The following is a 16,082-nucleotide window of genomic DNA, read 5'->3' as shown; positions in this document are numbered from 1 at the left end:
CAGGCGGCCGAACGCTCTTGCGATTTCAAAAGATACACCCTAAGCTGTTTTCATATCAGAAAGAAAACTCCATCATTTTTTTCCATTTATGAAAGCCTGAGCGTTTGCGGGAACATCTCGATCAGACCGACCGGCGACTGGTCAAGCTGCTGTCGCAGGATGCGCAGCTTGGCGTCAATCGCCTCGCCGAGAAGATGGCCGTCTCGGTGCCTACGGTGCGTATGCGCTTGCGCAACCTCTTGGACCGCAACCTGCTCAAGATCGTCGGGCTGCTTAACCTGACCGAGCGCCCCGAACTGATCTCGGCCATCGTCGGCATCAATGCGCAGGGGCGCGGCCGGGCGCGGGAACTGGCGCAGCGTATCTGCGAGCTGCCTTTCGTGAACTCGGCCTCCGTCGTCACCGGACGCTTCGACATCATCGTCGACGTTACCGTGGCCGGCGATGTCGCCGATCTCTACCGCGTCACCAGCGAGCTGATCCCCGGCGCGGGCGAGCCGGGCGAAGTCGTGCGCAGCGAGACCTTCGTCGTCATGGCCTCCTGCAACAAATGGGTCAGCCTGCCGGAAGGCTGCTGGTCGGACGAGAGCAAGCGCGACGAAACTGGGCGGCACGAAACCGGCCGAAAGGAAATACCATGAAGATCGCGGTTCTCGGCGGCCTCGGCCTGCAAGGCCGGGCGGCGATCGCCGACCTCGTCGCCAGCGCCGGTGTCGAAGAGGTCGTCTGCGTCGACACTGCGCCGGACGGTGCGGCCCGACTTGACGGCCTGACCGACCTTGCCCGCGTGCGCTTCGTCGTGCCCGACGGCTCGATCGGTCCAGTATTGGCGGAGGTGCTGACGGGTGTCGACGCCGCCATCGACCTGTTGCCGCAGCCGCTGATGCGCGAGGCGGTGCTGGCCGCGATCGCGACGCGCACGCCGCTGGTCACCACCAATTACGGCAAGACGATCGCCGACCTTGCCCCGGCGGCGGAAAAAGCCGGCGTCTCGATCATGACCGAATGCGGGCTCGACCCCGGCATCGACCTGGTGCTCTACGCGCGGGCCGCAAGGCAGTTCGACGCCATCACCGCGATTGATTCCTATTGCGGCGGCATCCCCGAACCGAAGGCGATGGCCAAGCCGCTGTGCTACAAGGTGAGCTGGAACTTCGACATGGTTCTGGTCAGCCAGAATCGCGACAGCGTGCTGGTCGAGGACGGCCAACGGGTCGAGGTGCCGGCCGGCCAGCAACACGATAATCGCTTCATCCATCAGATCGAGGTCGAGGGGCTGGGCAGGTTGGAAGCCTTCCCAAATGGCGACGCGCCACATTATGCCGGCATGCTTGCCGCCGCCAAGGGGTTGCAGCGCTCCGGCCGCTATTCGCTGCGCTGGCCGGGCTGGTCGGCGTTCTGGGCGCCGCTGAAGGAACTCGGCTTCCTTTCCGAAGACAAGGTGCCCGGCGTTGGCGCCAGCCCACGCGAGTTTCTCGGCCGGCTGCTCGGCCCGCAACTGCAATATGGCGCCGATGAGAAAGACCTTTGCGTGATGCGCAATGTCTTTACCGGCACCCAAGGCGGTCGCCGCAAGACAGTGACGTCGGACCTGATCATCGAACGCGATCTCGCCTCCGGCCTGTTCGGCATGAGCCTAGGTGTCGGCTATCCCGCCAGCATCGTGGCGCAGATGCTGGCGCGGGGCGAGATCACCGAGCCCGGCCTGCTCAACCCGCTGCTGCATGTGCCCGACGACCGCTTCCTCGACGAACTGGCCCGGCGCGGTATACGGGTATCCGAAACGACCAGCTGGGACTGAAGGATTTTCGAACGGTGGCCGCCGCCGGCAACGGCGCTGCTGCTCAAAAAGCACCCCCAAGGGGTGGAACAACAAAGTGGAACAACAACGACAACAAGGAGGAATGCCCAATGAAGATTGCCAAGCTTTTCATCGCAGGCCTTGCGCTCGCCGGCCTCACTGCCGCCGCCAGTGCCGGAACGCTCGACGAGATCACCAAGCGCGGCGAGTTGCGCGTCGCCGTTCAGACGCAGGGACCGCCCTTCTCGCTGGTGGGTGCTGCCGGCGAGCGCACCGGCAGCTCGGTCGAGCTTGCCGAACTGATGGCCAAGGAAATGGGCGTCAAGATCACCTTCCTCGATTTCGATTGGGATGGGCTGATCCCGGCGCTGCTGTCGGGCAAGGCCGATCTTCTGGTCGCCGACATGACGCCGACGCTGGCGCGGGCGATGAAGGTCGCCTTCACCAAGCCTTACATGTACACGGGCAGCACCGTCTTCACCAAGGCCGACGGCAAGTTCAAATCCACCGAGGATTGCAAGGCCAAGGGTACCAAGATCGCCGTGCTGCTCGGCGCCACCGGCGAGAAGGAGGCCAAGAAGGCCTTCCCCGATGCCGACATCAAGAGCTACAAGGGCGGCGGCCCGCTGCTGCTCGACGCCGTCAACAACGGCCAGGCCGATTGCGGCGTCAACGACGTCTCTGCGGTCAAGGGCCAGTCGACCGCCTACCCGGCCGGCAGCTTCACGATCATGCCGGACATGCTGTCGAAGGAGCCGCTGGCCTTCGCCACGCGCTATGACGAACAGGATCTGCTGAACTGGATGAACCTGTTCCTCGACCAGGTCAGCCTCGACGGCCGCCTGCAGAAGAACCTCGACTACTGGGTCAATTCCGACGACTGGAAGAAAGACCACTAAGCAGCAATAGACCCGAACGGCTTCGCGCGCCGCGAAGCCGTTCGGAATCCGTTTCGCCCGGGGGAAATCCGTCCAGCGATGCTCGAAAATTTCAGCTTCCGCACCATCGTCGAATATCTGCCTTTGTTCGGGCAGGGCCTCGTCACGACCGTGTGGCTGTCTGTCCTCTCCTTTGCCGGCGCACTCGCCGTCGGCATCGTTCTCGCCGCCATGAACCTGCAGCGCGGACGGCTGTTCCGCATCCCGGCCAAAGCCTATATCGACGCGGTGCGCGCCACGCCCTTGCTGGCGCAGCTCTATTTCCTCTATTTCGGCCTGCCCCGGCTCGGCATCATCCTGCCTGAGCTCGTCGTCGGCATCCTCGCTTTGTCGTTGAACAGCGGCGCCTATGTCGCCGAGATCATTCGCGCCGGCATTCTGTCGATCCCGCGCGGCCAGGTCGAGGCCGGTGTCGCCTCGGGGATGACCTATGTCCAGCGCATGCGCCTGGTCATCCTGCCGCAGGCGTTCAAGGTGACGATCCCGCCGCTGCTCGGGCAGGCGATCGTGCTGGTCAAGGATTCCGCTCTGCTGTCGCTGATCGCGGTCGCCGAACTGACGCGCGCCGGACAATTGCTCGCCTCCGACCGCTTCATGCCGGCGGAAGGTTTTATCACCATCGCCGCCTTCTACCTCCTGCTCTATTACGGGCTGAAGGGACTGGCGGCACTGTCCGGGCGCTGGCTCGGCCTAGCGGGGGCACGGACATGATCTGGCAGCAGCTGCAAAGCCTCGCCGGCAGCTATCCCCTCGCTTTGCGCGGCCTCGGCATGACCGTGATGCTGTCGCTGATCAGCCTGGTGCTGGGCACGTTGATCGGCTTTGGCCTCGGCATCCTGCGGACCGGCGGCAACCGGCTGATCAGCGGTGCGATCGGCGCCTGGGTCGACCTGATCCGCGGCACGCCGTTCCTGGTGCAGATCTTCCTGATCTTCTTCATCCTGCCGGAGCTCGGCATCGAGCTGGACGCCTTCACCGCCGGTATCATCGCGCTGACCAATCTGGCCGCCTGCTTCATCTGCGAGATCGTCGTCGCCGGCATCCGCTCGGTGCCGACCGGCCAGGTCGAGGCGGCGCTGGCGTCCGGCCTGTCGCGTTGGCAGCGCATGCGCCAGGTGGTGCTGCCGCAGGCGATGCGCATCGTGCTGCCGCCGCTGGTTGGGCAGTATGTGCTGCTGATCAAGGATTCTTCGGTCGTTTCGGCCATCGGGCTCACCGACCTCACCCGCGTCGGCTGGCTGGTGGTGCAGCGTGTGCCGAACGGCCTGCTGGTCTTCTTCCTCGTCGGCCTCGGCTATTTCATCGTCTGCTATCCCTTGATCATGCTGGCCCGCCGGCTGGAACAGCGCATGGGTGCGGCCCATGGCGAGGTGCAGTTATGACGTCGAACCGCAGCAAAAATGGTACCGGCATGATCGAGTTTCGCGGCGTCAACAAATGGTTCGGCGCGCTCAATGTGCTGAAGGATATCACGCTCAGCGTCGAACCACGCGAGGTGGTCGTTGTCTGCGGCCCGAGCGGCTCGGGCAAGAGCACCTTGATCCGCTGCATCAACGGGCTGGAGACGATCCGCGACGGCGACCTGGTGGTCGACGGCCAGCGCCTGGGCGACCCCGCCACCAACATGACGCGGCTGCGCACCGAGATCGGCTTCGTCTTCCAGTCGTTCAACCTATACCCGCACAAGACCGCGCTCGAGAACGTGACGCTGGCGCCTATCCATGTGCGCAAGATTCCGCGCGCTGAAGCCGAGAAGGCCGGGCGCGAGCTGCTTGCCAAGGTCGGCCTTGCCGACAAGGTCAACGCCTATCCGGCACAACTCTCCGGCGGTCAGCAGCAGCGCGTGGCGATCGCGCGCTGCCTCGGCATGCGCCCCAAGATCATGCTGTTCGACGAGCCGACCTCGGCGCTCGACCCCGAGATGATCTCGGAAGTCCTCGACGTCATGGTCGCGGTGGCCGAGGAAGGCATGACCATGATGGTGGTGACCCACGAGATGGGTTTTGCCCGCAAGGTCGCCCAGCGCGTGGTGTTCATGGATGCCGGCGCCATCGTCGAGAGCGGCACGCCCGACGAGTTCTTCTCGCACCCCAAGACCGACCGCAGCCGCGCCTTTCTCAGCAAGATCCTGCGGCATTAGGGCCTAACTCAACTCAGTTGGCTGCCGCCGATAGCCGAGATGGGTGGAATGTTGCCATTCGCCTCGTCAATGGGGGACGAGCAAGTGGCGCCAAGAGTGTCTCCGACGGCGCTACATCCAGTGGCGCTTCAGATATTCCTCGAACATCGGCACCGTGAAGGCGATATCGCCGTGCGCGGGGCTGTAGATCATGCCCTTGTTGATGATCGTCGCCCTCCTCGGCCCAAGGGCCGTGAGCTTTTCTCCCAGCACATCGGCGACGTCCGAGGATCGATATGGACCGGTTCCGAGCGTGGCCATCGCGATGACATACTCGCGCTCCTTCGGAGTCAGCCTGTCAAACCGGACTTTGAAGAACCCCTCGTCCAGACGCTTCAACGCCGCAGCAGCTGCGGCAACAACATTGTCAGCGTTGATCGGCGAGTCTTGCGCTGCGTTCCACGCTTGATAGCCCCATTCCTGAAGGAAGTACGGGTACCCCTTGGTGCTCTGCACAATAGCGGAGAGTGCGGCTTGGTCGATCGTTTCTCCCTCTGCCTCGATTGGCTGTCGGATCGCCTCCTCGGCTGCGGTGATATCAAGCGCATCAACCTTTGGAAAGATAAACAGTCTTTCGGCGTAGGATTTCGCATCTCCCGACAACGCCGCGATCTGAGGCAAACCCGCGCCGAAGAAGAGGACGGGAAGGGACTTCTGGTTGATCCGATGGATAGCGACAATAAGTGCCGCAAGCTCTTCGGCGGAGAGGTACTGCACTTCGTCAACCAGAAGGGTCCACCCCCTCCCAGCGGCCTGGGCTGCCTGTCCCACTCGCAAAAAGAGATCCGCGATGTCATATTCGATGTTGCCGCTATCGGCGACGCCGGGTTCGGGATCGACAGCAATCGCGACGTCGCCCACCTCGATCTTGAAGGCACTCGCAAACCCACGCAACGCGCGCAGCGCCGAGTAGGTCGCTGCCTTCGCGCCCTCCACAACGGACAGTCGGCGCAAGACTTGGTGCATCCGCGGGTACAAGAGCTCTACGAGAGACCTATCTTCTGGCGCCTCGACAAACGAGGTGAGGTGACCATGGCCTTCAGCGATCTCTTCGATCTTGTTGAGAAGCACTGTCTTGCCTACCCCTCGCAACCCCAGGAGCATCTGCGATTGCGATGGCTTTCCAGCTAGAACTCGCTGCAATGCGATGTCCGCGGTCGAAATTATGTTGTCACGGCCGGCAAGCTCGGGAGGCTGGGAGCCCGCTCCAGGGGCAAATGGGTTTCGAACGGCGTCCAAGCTATACCCCTTTATAAGCAACTATATCCCGATCCTCATATATTCGCTTATACATCATTATAATCGCATATCAATCGTCTCGTCGCCGCGGTCTATGAGGAGCAACCCTTCCTGTCCCATGAGACAGACGCAACTGGGCCACGCGATTGCAGCGGCATGTCCGCTTTGGGTCATGGGCGTGACTTCGGCCGAGCGCGAACGATCTTCCGCTTAGGGTCGAATTCGGTCGTTCAGAGTGATTGGGTTTGATGCTAAAACGTCAGCCTGCCCTGGCCGGCGTCTTCAGCCGGACGTCTGCAGAGGCTCAGTGCGGACCTCGAGAGCGGCACGCCCGACGAGTTCTTCTCGCATCCCAAGACCGACCGCAGCCGCGCTTTCCTGAGCAAGATCCTGCGGCATTAGCGTTCTAACTCAACTCAGTTGGCTGGTCAGTTGGCCGGCTGCCGATGGCCGAGATGGGTGGATAGTGTCGAAAAGTCCGTAACTATGCCCATTGGGACGCTTGGGTAGAACATCATTTGGCGATGCCGGAAGCGAAGCTCGTCGCCTGAAGCATTGCAGGGCTATTTGACCTTGATAACAACCTTGCCCTTGGCGCGGCCCTGCTCGATATAGGCCAAGGCCTCATTGGTCTGCTCAAACGGGAAGACCCGATCTATGATCGGGCGGATAATGCCCGACTCGATGAGAGACGTGATTTTGGTCAACTGCTCCCCATTGGCCGCCATGAACAGGAACGAATATCGGACATCTGCGCGTTTGGCCCGCCGCCTGATGCCGGCGCTCAAAACGCGCATGACCAAGTTCAGCACCACGCTCAGACCCTTCTCCCTGGCAAACGCAGCATCGGGCGGACCGGAGATCGAAACGGCAAGGCCACCTGGTTTCAACACACGCAGCGATTTTTCGAGCGTCTTGTTGTCCTGGCTGTTCAGGACGACGTCGTAGCCCGAAAGGACTTTCTCGAAGTCATCCTTCTTGTAGTCGATGATGACATCGGCGCACAGATTCCTGACCATATCCGTGTTGGACGCGCTTGTTGTCGTGGCGACCGTCGCGCCGAGGTGCTTTGCCAATTGAATGGCGAATGTCCCCACCCCGCCGGAACCAGCCTGAATGAAGATTTTCTGTCCTTTCTTCAGCTTCGCCCTCTCAACCAGCGCCTGCCAGGCGGTCAGCCCCACCAGCGGAATGGACGCAGCCTCTTCCATACTGAGGTTCTTCGGTTTCAGGGCCACGTCCGCATCATTTATGGCGATGTACTCGGCGAAAGCCCCGATCCGCCCGTCGCGTGGTCGCGCATAGACCTCGTCGCCCGGCTTGAACTGTCGGACTTTCGAGCCGACGCGAATGACCGTTCCGGCCACGTCATGGCCTGCAACCAAGGGCCGGCGATAGGGCAGGATGAGTTTGAATTCTCCATCCCTGATCTTGGAGTCCAGCAGATTGACGCTGGCGGCACGGATCTGCACCAGCACGTCATTCTCCCCTACTTCCGGCTCCGGAACCTCTCCAAGCCGCAGGGGAGCGTTCTTTGCGTATCGATCGACGATGAAGGCCTTCATTGTAGCTTTCCCAAATTGAGGAGACCCGGAGCGCGCTCGGGGCGCCATCTCCGATGCGTTGCCCTATTGCATTACGTTCATTTAATGATAATATGATCGTAATGCAATAGATGATCGAAGGAGAAAAAACATGCGCTACGAGAAGGGCAGGAAGGACGCATCGCGGCAGCGGATCATGGATGTGGCGACCGAACGGTTTCGTTCCGACGGCATCGCTGCATCAGGTCTGGCCGGCATCATGGGCGAGGCGGGACTGACCAATGGAGCTTTCTATCCCCATTTTCCGTCCAAGGCAGCGCTGGTGCGTGAGAGTGTGGCCGCCGCCCTGGAGGTTCAGGCGACCCAGATTCAGGAACTATTGGCCGCCGGTGGCCCGTCAATGGCCGTCGACGCGTATCTGTCGGCGGAACACCGAGACAATCCAGGCAAAGGTTGCGCTTCAGCCGCGCTGTTGCCCGAAATTGCGCGTGAGCCGGCCGAGACGCGCCAGGTTTACGCCGAACACCTGCTCAAGCTCGTGCGCCAGGTGGCGGCCGAACTTACGCCCGACGCCCGCGACCCCGAAGATGTCGCGTTCGGCGTCTTCGCGACCCTGATCGGCACGCTTGAGCTGTCGCGCGCGGTGAACGGAACCGAACTGTCCGATCGCATTCTTGAGGCTGGCTCGGTGGCGGCGAAGGCGCTGCTCCAGCCCCGCGAGAACGACAAGCCACAAGAAAGGAAACCATCATGAACGTGCATCAGCTATCGCGGCCTGCCGCGATCATCAAACACAGGGACGTGCCGACGAAAACGGTCGACGTCGGCGGTACGAAATTCGCCTACCGGGAGCTCGGACCCACAACCGGGGTACCGGTGATCTTTCTTACCCATCTGAGTGCGGTTCTCGACAATTGGGATCCCCGGGTCGTCGATGGTATTGCCGCAAAACGGCGAGTTATTACCTTCGACAACCGTGGTGTTGGTGCATCTGGCGGCTCCACTCCCAACACGGTGGAGGCGATGGCCCGCGACGCGATCGCCTTCATCCGCGCCCTCGGTTTCGAACAGGTCGATCTGCTCGGCCTATCTCTTGGCGGCTTCATCGCCCAGGCGATTGTTCAACTGGAACCTAATCTGGTTCGCAAGATCATCCTCGCGGGAACCGGCCCAGCCGGAGGTGCCGGCATCGACAGGGTGACGTTCGTCACCATCTTCGACATGATCCGCGCCGCGCTGACTATCAAGGACCCAAAGAACTACCTCTTCTTCACCCAAAGCCCCAACGGCAAGAAGGCGGCGCGCGAGTTTCTGCAGCGATTGAAGGAACGGACCAATGACCGCGACAAGCCCATCGCGCTCGGCGCCTTCAACCAGCAGCTCAAGGCTGTCCGTGCCTTTGGCCGGGAGCGCCCTGCCGACCTATCGCGTATCCGGCACCCGGTCCTCGTGGTGAATGGCGATCACGACAGAATGGTGCCCACCAGCAATTCCGTCGACATGGCACGGCGCTTTCCCAATGCCGAGCTGGTCCTGTACGAGGACGGCGGGCATACGGCCATTTTCCAGTATCACGACGCCTTCGTGGAAAAGGCCCTGGACTTCCTCCAGGCCTAGCGCATCGGCCCGAAAATCGGAATCGATTTTCGGAAAGCACGATGCGCAGTTTCAAAAGTGCTAGAGCGAACTTTGTGCGTCAAGGTGGACGCACGTCGCTCTAGCGGCGGCCGCCTGGTCCGATCCAATCGATAGCTGATCGCAGAACATGGGCACGGCGCGTGACCATGGCTGGCTCCTTTCAGCGAACGACATCAATGAGTATCCGCATGGGCCCTCAGCTCTGCCCTCTTCTCGTCGGAGACGACGGCAAGGTCCAGCACCTTCTGCAGTTCGGCGGCATGGCGGAATGACGGTTCGGCCTGCACGCCGCTGCGCACCGCATCGACAAAGCGTTGGTAGTTGGTCGGCACCGTTCCGGCATCGAGAACCTGCCATTTGGCGTTCTCGATGTTCTCGCCCATGCAAACTTTCAGCTCCGAGCCGTTCAGATTGTGCACGACTTCGATGCCACCCTTGTCGCCATAGATGCGCAGCCGCAATTCGTTGAGATGGCCGGTTGCCCAGCGGCTGGCATGGACGACGCCGAAGGCGCCGTTGCTGAAATCCAGCGCCATGGTGAAACTATCGTTGGCGTCGAGCTCGTACTCGCCAATCCGGTTGCCGGGCGCCTTGTCGAAGGACTTGAGGCGGCAGAACACATGGTCGATGTCGAGCGCCGCGCCATAGCTGGCGAAATCGAGGATATGGATGCCGACATCGCCCAGCACGCCATTGGAGCCATGGCCGCGTGACAGCCGCCACAGCCATTTCGGATCGGTGCGCCAGTCGCCCCAGAATTTGGACACCAGCCAGCTCTGCAGATAGGACGCCTCGATATGCCTGATCTGGCCGATTTCGCCGGCTAGCACCATGGTGCGCGCCTTCTGCAGCGGGGCGACGTTGCGATAGGTCAGGTTGACCATGTTGATGATGCCGGCTTGCTCGGCGGCATCGGCCATTTCATTGGCCCTCTGGTAATTTTCGGCCAGCGGTTTTTCGCATAGCACCGGCTTGCCCGCCGCGATCAGCCTCATGGTGGTCGGATGGTGGATGCGATCCGGCGTTACGTTCGCCACCGCGTCGAACTTGTCCCATGCGAGCGCGTCTTCCAGCGACGCGAACCGATTGGGAATACCGTAGATGTCCGAAAACTTGTCGACACGCGCGCGGTCGAGATCGACGGCGCCGATCAGTTCGACGCCCTCGATCTTGCTGAATTGCCTGGCGTGCTCTTCCGCCATCCAGCCGGTGCCGAGTATCAGGAGACGCATGATTCTTATCCTTAGAACAGGGCTCTATCTTCTTGTTTGACGATGGATTTTCCGAACCGAAGGTTCGGGACCATGGTTCTAGCGAAAACCGGCTTCGCCCTTGGCGTGGAGTTTTCCGCCGCGCTCGACGATTGGCTCGAGCGCCTTTTCCACCGGCACGTTCGGCGCGTCGAGGATGGCTGGATTTGAGCCCTGCGGGTTGTGCGCCCATTTCACCGCATTGCGCAGCACCTTCTGGACGGTAGCGTCGTGATAGGTCGGATAGGTTTCGTGGCCAGGCCTGAAATAGAAGATATTGCCGGCGCCGCGGCGCCAGGTCAGCCCCGACCGGAACACTTCGCCGCCCTGAAACCAGGAGATGAAAATCGTTTCCAGCGGCTCCGGCACGGCGAACTGCTCGCCATACATCTCCTCGTTCTCGAGCTCGAAATACTCGCCGATCCCGGCAGCGATCGGGTGGTTGGGGCTCGTCACCCAGAGCCGCTCGCGCTCGCCGGCCTCGCGCCATTTCAGCGTGCAGGGCGTACCCATCAGCGTCTTGAATATCTTCGAGAAATGGCCGGAGTGAAGGACGATCAGCCCCATACCTTCCCAGACCCGGCGCGCCACGCGCTCGACGACTTCGTCCGCGACGGCGCCATGGTCCTTGTGCCCCCACCACACGAGCACATCGGTTCGCGCCAGACGGTCGGCCGGCAGGCCATGGTTCGGCTGCTCGAGCGTCGCCCACGACACGGAAATTTCGGGATCGAGCTTCAGGGCGTCGGCGATCGTCGCGTGCATGCCCTCGGGGTAGATCCCCGCGACCACCTCATTGGTCCGCTCGTGGATATTCTCGCCCCAAACGACAGCGCGTATAGTCATGACATCCTCTTGATTGGTTGAAGCCGCCGCCCCGGTCCGGTCAGTCATAGTATCCCTAGGCAGGATTGAAAACGATTTCGAGGCCGGCTGCTGACAATCTGTCGGGAAATTCGGCGACGCCGGCGGGACAGCTCCCCCTCTGTCCTGCCCTCTGTGCCACCACTTGGCATCTCCCCACTTGGGGAGAGATTGGATGTCACGCCGGCTTTCGCAAATCGCCAACGCTGCAGGAGTGAGTGGAGCGCGGAAGCTGCCCCACTTGTGGCGGCGATGTCCGGCAGGACAGAGGGGTGCGCGAAGGATCGCTGCAGAACGCTTCCTTCTACGCCGCCGCAGATGGTCAGGCGCCGCGTCCCTCCGACGCGACCTGCATCAGCGCTTTGGTCAGCCGCGCACGACGAGACGCTTGATCTTGCCCTTCTTGAAGGCGGCGAGGAAGCGGGCATAGTCCTTGAAAACGACGCAGCCGCTCGATTCCCCGCGGCGGCCGCGCAGCAGGTAGGTGTGCGCAAGAAAGCCGTCGCGGCCAAATTTGTTCTTGCCGTCGATAGGAGTGAGACGCAGCGCCTCGACGCCATGGAAGCGCGATTCACGCAGCCTCAGATCGTAGGTGTGGGGCGGCGTCGGGCCGGCATTCTTCCGGTTGGCGTAGCGCGGCTGGTCGGCCATCGAGCCCAGTCCCGAATGCGCCTCGAGCCGCGAGCCGTCCGGCATATAGACGGTTTTCGACGAGATGTCGTAGACGGCGACGCCGCTGCCTGGCTTGGTGAACAGGTTGCGGAAGGCCCCGCCGCCCGCCGGGCTGTCGGGTTTGGCATAGGCCAGCATGTCTGCGGCCTTCGACCGCTTGGCCGGCTTGCCCCGGCTGCCTTGCACGCCCGGGCTGCCTTGCATGCCCGGGCTGCCCTGCTTGGCTTGCAGGCTTGGCATCGCCGCCGGTGACGAACTTCTCGGCGACAAGGCCGGCGCCCGGGGCATCTCGACCTGCGGAGCGTCCGCGATCGGCGCCTTGGTGGATTTGGGCGGCTGAGACTGGGCCTTGGCGGGCTTCGATGCCTGGACCTTGGGCGTTTTGGCCGTGGGTGCCTCGACCTCGGGCGCCTCTGACTGATCGATTTCCGCCCGCGAGCGGAAGGTCGGCAGCGGAATGCTATCGGGCATATCGTCTTGCGGCGGCAGCGACGCCCCCTGAACCTCAGCCCCCTGCGGCTCCTGTGAAGAAGCAGGCTCGCTCGCCGCAACAGCTGGCGGAAGCACGTCGATCATCTCTTCCGGCAATGCATTCGCAAGCGCCAGCGCCAGACGGGAGGATCGTTCGGATTCGGCAATCTCGGGCCCGAAGCGCGCGGCCGCGGGACCATGCTGATCGGGCAGGCGCACCGGCTCCGCAAAGCGCGCGCCTGTTGGCACACTGGCGACAGCAAAAGGGGCGCCCGCGCCGGAGGCTCGGGCAAAGGCAGCAGCAAGCTTTTGCGGCGACAGCGCGGCTTTCGCCACCACGCTGTCGAAGCGCGCTTGCGGCGAGATTTCTGCGACAACCGGCACGGTATTCGGCTTCGCTAACGGCTTGAGACGCGCCATCTTGCCTTCATGCACGAAGCTCGCAGCGGCCTGCGCGCAGCCGGCATCGCATCGGCTGAGCAGCGCCGCCTGACGCTGCCGGCTGGCCGCCAGCGACGGCGCCGGTGAACTGGCCCACGAATTGGCCCATGAATTGGCAACGGTGTGTCGGGGATCGGCGAGCGCCATGGAGCGCGGCGCAAGCAGGCTTTGCGGAAGACTGTTGGAGGCAGTGGTGAGCGACGTTCCCACCGAATGGAGGCCGGCCACGGTCGCCACCGACCACAGAGCGATCACAACGCCAACAACGGGAATCGCGGCCCAGCGCCGGCCGGGCCTCATCGAGGGCAATCCACTATCAGGATTGTCACCCCGGTTATTCAAACGCATCAACGCCATACAACCAAACCTCAATCGGCCTTGCGGCATGCGGGCTCGCAGCCGTCACAATCACAGATGCCTGGTGCTCCCCGGCACGCTTCACGTCTGTTGCCGATTGAATCAAAAGATGGACAAACTTGGTTAACCAATCCCTCTACCGATCGCCAATTAGGCGAAGGTCGATACCAAAAAAGCTCCCTCCAAAAACTATGAAAATGGTGGAAATTCCCTCCATGCCAGGCTTTGCTGCCCGTTTTTGCAGGCCGAGTCAACAACGCGAAAGGACTAGACCTTGCCTGGGCGGGCGTCAGCTGAAGGGCTGTTTCGGGATCAAAAGCGTCGCATCACCATGATCGTCTGCGCGCAGGCTGCGTCGCCGGCTCCGCCTTTGCATACAGGTAATTCGTCTGTGCTAATATAATTTGTCATGCACATTTGTGCGCGACCAACAAAAGGGAGGATGCGATGGAAACCATGAATCGCAGATCTGCAATTGCGCTCGGCGTCACGGCCGCCGCGGTAACGCCATTGTTCGCTTTGGCGACGCCTGCAAGGGCAGCCAAGCAATACGGCCCGACTGAAGGCAAGGAGGTTGCGCCCGGCATCAGAGTGGTGGAGGTCGGCACTGGCAACTCCGACATTCCCGCTTACAAGAGCATCTCAATCGTCGACATAGTCTTTCAGCCCGGAGCAGTCTTTCCTGAAACGGTCATGGACAACGACATGGTCTGCACGATTGCTGCCGGCGAATTCACGATCAAGAAGGCGGACAAGGAATTCAAGCTTAGGGAAGGCGACATGTACACTTGCGCTAAGGGCAAGACCGACGGTGCCACCAACACGAGTGCCGTGGTCGGCGTGCATCGAATTGCGATCTTGATACCTGCCTAGAGCAATTCCAGGAAAAGTGTGCAACGGTTTTCCCGGGAAAAGCGCTTAGCGCTTTCCCTAGGAATTGCGCAAAAAACAAAGGACTAGAGCGGCTCAGCGAACCGCTCTAGCGCGTGACTAGAAAATGGAGCGCGCGTCCTCCGTCAGACGCGTGGCCTTTGTCATGCGTGCGCACCCCTATGCGGCGCGCAGACTTTCCACCGGCCGCAAATTCTGGTTCATGCGGAACAGGTTCAGCGGGTCATAACGCTGTTTGATTTCCAGGAGCCGCCGGTAGTTGCCGCCATAGACTGCTTCGACCCGGTCGACCTCGTCCTCCGGCATGAAGTTCACGTAGGCCGTGCCGGCGGCATAGGGCCTGGTCGCCTCGTAAACACCGCGCGCCCAGTCAATGCAGGCGCGGTCCATTTCCGGTTCGCGCCAGCGGGCGTGAACATTCATGACGAAATGCGCGCTGCGCTGCGGAAACGCCGTTGCATCCGCTGCCACGCGGCCCGCGGCACCGCCGACATGGCCGATGAATATCTCGCATTCGGGGCCAGGAAGCCTGGGTATCGCCGCCGTGACGACCTCGATCGCGCTGTCGGAAAGCTCGGTGAAGTCATGGCTCTTCCAGTAGTTTCGGGCGCCAGGCGTCAGCAACGGATCGAATCCCTGCTGCCAGCCGGTGAACGGGCTCGGACCGACCACATCGGCAATCGGTGTGCCGATGGCGCGAAGCCTTTGCGTCGCTTTCTCGCCCTCCTGAAGGTCGCCGCAATAGCACATGGCCAGGACCAGCACCTCCTTGCCATGCCATTCGGCCGGCAGGAACGGCAGCGGCGGCGCCTGCCGCATGACCACCCAGCAGGTCAGCTCATTGGGCGCTGCTTCGAGCGCCGCTCGGTATTCCTGCAACACGTTTTCGGCATCGGCGAACGGATGGACGACAAGCCCCGACAGCACCTGCGGACCGACTTGGTGGAGCTTGAACTCGAAAGCCGTGACGACGCCGAAATTGCCGCCGCCACCGCGCAGCGCCCAGAACAGGTCCGGATTTTCGGTCTGGCTGGCGCGCAGCAGCTTGCCGTCGGCGGTAACCACATCGGCGCAGAGAAGATTGTCGATGGTCAGGCCGAATTTCCGCGTGATCCAGCCGAAGCCGCCGCCCAGCGTCAGGCCTGAGATGCCGGTGGTCGAGTTGATGCCGGTCGGCACCGCCAATCCGAAGGCCTGTGTTTCCGCGTCGACATCCGCGAGCGTCGCGCCAGGTTCCACCCATGCCCGCCGCGTCGCCGGATCGACCCGCACCGACTTCATCGGCGACAGATCGATCACCAGGCCGCCGTCGCAGACGGCGCTGCCGGCGATGTTGTGGCCGCCGCCGCGAACCGCGACGAGCAGCCTGTTTTCCCTGGCAAAATTGACGGCGGCGATAACGTCGGCGGCGCCGGCGCAGCGCACGATCAGCCCGGGCCGCCGGTCGATAATGGCATTCCAGATGCTGCGTGCCTCGTCATAGGCGGCGTCGCCTTCCCTCAACACAGTGCCGCGCAATTGCGCCGAAAGCGCGTCCAGGGCCGCGGCATCGACTGTTGTCTTGCCGCGTTCAAGCGTGGTGAAGCTCATGCTATCCATGGCTTTCCTCCCGATTGTTTTTTGAGCCGTTTTCCCTCCACCCGTTTCGAAGTGTGCCCCTATATTAGAGGTCATGCAAGTTCCTAGTGGGCTGCCGGCGGTATTGGTAAAAAGCCCCGCCGGCAGGCCAAACCGAGATGGGTGCTGGATCGCCGTAAGGCCGTCTCCGCCGGTTCGGTCGAGGAACTACGCAGCGGT

15 protein-coding genes and 1 pseudogene are annotated in these 16,082 nt (G+C 62.2%); 10 read left to right on the top strand and 6 right to left on the bottom strand.

Features of this window, described 5'->3' with window-relative positions; genetic code table 11:
- Positions 1–104 precede the first annotated feature (104 nt).
- From NKH12_RS06785 to NKH12_RS06760, 6 genes are all read left to right on the top strand, one after another.
- A complete protein-coding gene (locus NKH12_RS06785; protein WP_352952430.1) occupies positions 105–641 on the top strand; it encodes an Lrp/AsnC family transcriptional regulator in 537 nt (178 codons plus the stop codon).
- A complete protein-coding gene (locus NKH12_RS06780; RefSeq protein ID WP_352952429.1) occupies positions 638–1,801 on the top strand; it encodes a saccharopine dehydrogenase family protein in 1,164 nt (387 codons plus the stop codon). The genes NKH12_RS06785 and NKH12_RS06780 overlap by 4 nt, the downstream gene beginning before the upstream one ends.
- Before the next feature lie 110 nt (positions 1,802–1,911).
- Positions 1,912–2,700: an ABC transporter substrate-binding protein gene (locus NKH12_RS06775; RefSeq protein ID WP_352952428.1), complete on the top strand. Its 789-nt coding sequence runs from the start codon at positions 1,912–1,914 to the stop codon at positions 2,698–2,700.
- 78 nt (positions 2,701–2,778) lie between these two features.
- Complete coding sequence (locus NKH12_RS06770) at positions 2,779–3,450, top strand: amino acid ABC transporter permease (protein WP_126105565.1); 672 nt, start codon at positions 2,779–2,781, stop codon at positions 3,448–3,450.
- Positions 3,447–4,121: an amino acid ABC transporter permease gene (locus tag NKH12_RS06765; protein ID WP_292220187.1), complete on the top strand. Its 675-nt coding sequence runs from the start codon at positions 3,447–3,449 to the stop codon at positions 4,119–4,121. The genes NKH12_RS06770 and NKH12_RS06765 overlap by 4 nt, the downstream gene beginning before the upstream one ends.
- A gap of 29 nt (positions 4,122–4,150) precedes the next feature.
- Positions 4,151–4,879 (top strand): amino acid ABC transporter ATP-binding protein, encoded by a 729-nt coding sequence (locus NKH12_RS06760; RefSeq protein ID WP_091599429.1) that lies wholly within the window; start codon positions 4,151–4,153, stop codon positions 4,877–4,879.
- A gap of 111 nt (positions 4,880–4,990) precedes the next feature.
- On the opposite strand, the gene NKH12_RS06755 is transcribed toward NKH12_RS06760, so the two are convergent.
- The gene (locus tag NKH12_RS06755) at positions 4,991–6,157 is read right to left on the bottom strand and encodes an ATP-binding protein (RefSeq protein WP_352952427.1); all 1,167 of its coding nucleotides are present in this window, start codon (positions 6,155–6,157) and stop codon (positions 4,991–4,993) included.
- A 309-nt stretch (positions 6,158–6,466) separates the two neighbouring features.
- Between NKH12_RS06755 and NKH12_RS06750 the strand changes: the two are divergent.
- A pseudogene (locus NKH12_RS06750) lies at positions 6,467–6,559 on the top strand (polar amino acid ABC transporter ATP-binding protein); the annotation flags it as partial.
- Between the two features lie 161 nt (positions 6,560–6,720).
- On the opposite strand, the gene NKH12_RS06745 reads toward NKH12_RS06750, so the two are convergent.
- The gene (locus NKH12_RS06745) at positions 6,721–7,722 is read right to left on the bottom strand and encodes an NADP-dependent oxidoreductase (protein ID WP_352952426.1); all 1,002 of its coding nucleotides are present in this window, start codon (positions 7,720–7,722) and stop codon (positions 6,721–6,723) included.
- A 130-nt stretch (positions 7,723–7,852) separates the two neighbouring features.
- On the opposite strand from NKH12_RS06745, the gene NKH12_RS06740 reads away from it, so the two are divergent.
- Positions 7,853–8,455, top strand: coding sequence for a TetR/AcrR family transcriptional regulator (locus NKH12_RS06740; protein ID WP_352952425.1), 603 nt, complete (start codon positions 7,853–7,855; stop codon positions 8,453–8,455).
- Positions 8,452–9,318, top strand: a complete 867-nt coding sequence (locus NKH12_RS06735) for an alpha/beta fold hydrolase (protein WP_352952424.1) — start codon at positions 8,452–8,454, stop codon at positions 9,316–9,318. The genes NKH12_RS06740 and NKH12_RS06735 overlap by 4 nt, the downstream gene beginning before the upstream one ends.
- A 194-nt stretch (positions 9,319–9,512) precedes the next feature.
- Here NKH12_RS06735 and NKH12_RS06730 read toward each other — a convergent pair whose 3' ends face one another.
- The 3 genes from NKH12_RS06730 to NKH12_RS06720 all read right to left on the bottom strand — a co-directional run bounded on the left by NKH12_RS06730 (position 9,513) and on the right by NKH12_RS06720 (position 13,337).
- Complete coding sequence (locus NKH12_RS06730; RefSeq protein WP_352952423.1) at positions 9,513–10,571, bottom strand: Gfo/Idh/MocA family protein; 1,059 nt, start codon at positions 10,569–10,571, stop codon at positions 9,513–9,515.
- 78 nt (positions 10,572–10,649) lie between these two features.
- The gene (locus tag NKH12_RS06725) at positions 10,650–11,435 is read right to left on the bottom strand and encodes a ThuA domain-containing protein (RefSeq protein ID WP_352952422.1); all 786 of its coding nucleotides are present in this window, start codon (positions 11,433–11,435) and stop codon (positions 10,650–10,652) included.
- 384 nt (positions 11,436–11,819) lie between these two features.
- Entirely contained in the window at positions 11,820–13,337 is a 1,518-nt protein-coding gene (locus NKH12_RS06720) for a tlde1 domain-containing protein (RefSeq protein ID WP_352952421.1), read from the bottom strand.
- Between the two features lie 504 nt (positions 13,338–13,841).
- Between NKH12_RS06720 and NKH12_RS06715 the strand changes: the two genes are divergently transcribed.
- On the top strand, positions 13,842–14,267 hold the full coding sequence (locus tag NKH12_RS06715) for a hypothetical protein (protein ID WP_352952420.1): 426 nt from the start codon (positions 13,842–13,844) through the stop codon (positions 14,265–14,267).
- 177 nt (positions 14,268–14,444) lie between these two features.
- Here NKH12_RS06715 and NKH12_RS06710 read toward each other — a convergent pair whose 3' ends face one another.
- Positions 14,445–15,884 carry an FAD-binding oxidoreductase gene (locus tag NKH12_RS06710; RefSeq protein ID WP_352952419.1) on the bottom strand — a complete coding sequence of 480 codons (1,440 nt, stop codon included), beginning with the start codon at positions 15,882–15,884 and terminating at the stop codon, positions 14,445–14,447.
- Positions 15,885–16,082: the final 198 nt, after the last annotated feature.

Origin of the sequence: Mesorhizobium sp. M1322, from assembly GCF_040318085.1 — a bacterium.
In the GTDB taxonomy this organism is placed as follows: Bacteria; Pseudomonadota; Alphaproteobacteria; order Rhizobiales; family Rhizobiaceae; genus Mesorhizobium.
This window is presented reverse-complemented; position numbering and strand designations above follow the sequence as displayed.

What these genes read in the sequence shown, in the direction of transcription:
- NKH12_RS06780 (WP_352952429.1), top strand. Translation starts at nt 638, where the DNA reads ATGAAGATCGCGGTTCTCGGCGGCCTCGGCCTGCAAGGCCGGGCGGCG.
- NKH12_RS06730 (WP_352952423.1), bottom strand. Translation starts at nt 10,571, where the DNA reads ATGCGTCTCCTGATACTCGGCACCGGCTGGATGGCGGAAGAGCACGCC.
- NKH12_RS06765 (WP_292220187.1), top strand. Translation starts at nt 3,447, where the DNA reads ATGATCTGGCAGCAGCTGCAAAGCCTCGCCGGCAGCTATCCCCTCGCT.
- NKH12_RS06725 (WP_352952422.1), bottom strand. Translation starts at nt 11,435, where the DNA reads ATGACTATACGCGCTGTCGTTTGGGGCGAGAATATCCACGAGCGGACC.
- NKH12_RS06770 (WP_126105565.1), top strand. Translation starts at nt 2,779, where the DNA reads ATGCTCGAAAATTTCAGCTTCCGCACCATCGTCGAATATCTGCCTTTG.
- NKH12_RS06740 (WP_352952425.1), top strand. Translation starts at nt 7,853, where the DNA reads ATGCGCTACGAGAAGGGCAGGAAGGACGCATCGCGGCAGCGGATCATG.
- NKH12_RS06760 (WP_091599429.1), top strand. Translation starts at nt 4,151, where the DNA reads ATGATCGAGTTTCGCGGCGTCAACAAATGGTTCGGCGCGCTCAATGTG.
- NKH12_RS06720 (WP_352952421.1), bottom strand. Translation starts at nt 13,337, where the DNA reads ATGAGGCCCGGCCGGCGCTGGGCCGCGATTCCCGTTGTTGGCGTTGTG.
- NKH12_RS06775 (WP_352952428.1), top strand. Translation starts at nt 1,912, where the DNA reads ATGAAGATTGCCAAGCTTTTCATCGCAGGCCTTGCGCTCGCCGGCCTC.
- NKH12_RS06735 (WP_352952424.1), top strand. Translation starts at nt 8,452, where the DNA reads ATGAACGTGCATCAGCTATCGCGGCCTGCCGCGATCATCAAACACAGG.
- NKH12_RS06710 (WP_352952419.1), bottom strand. Translation starts at nt 15,884, where the DNA reads ATGGATAGCATGAGCTTCACCACGCTTGAACGCGGCAAGACAACAGTC.
- NKH12_RS06715 (WP_352952420.1), top strand. Translation starts at nt 13,842, where the DNA reads ATGGAAACCATGAATCGCAGATCTGCAATTGCGCTCGGCGTCACGGCC.
- NKH12_RS06745 (WP_352952426.1), bottom strand. Translation starts at nt 7,722, where the DNA reads ATGAAGGCCTTCATCGTCGATCGATACGCAAAGAACGCTCCCCTGCGG.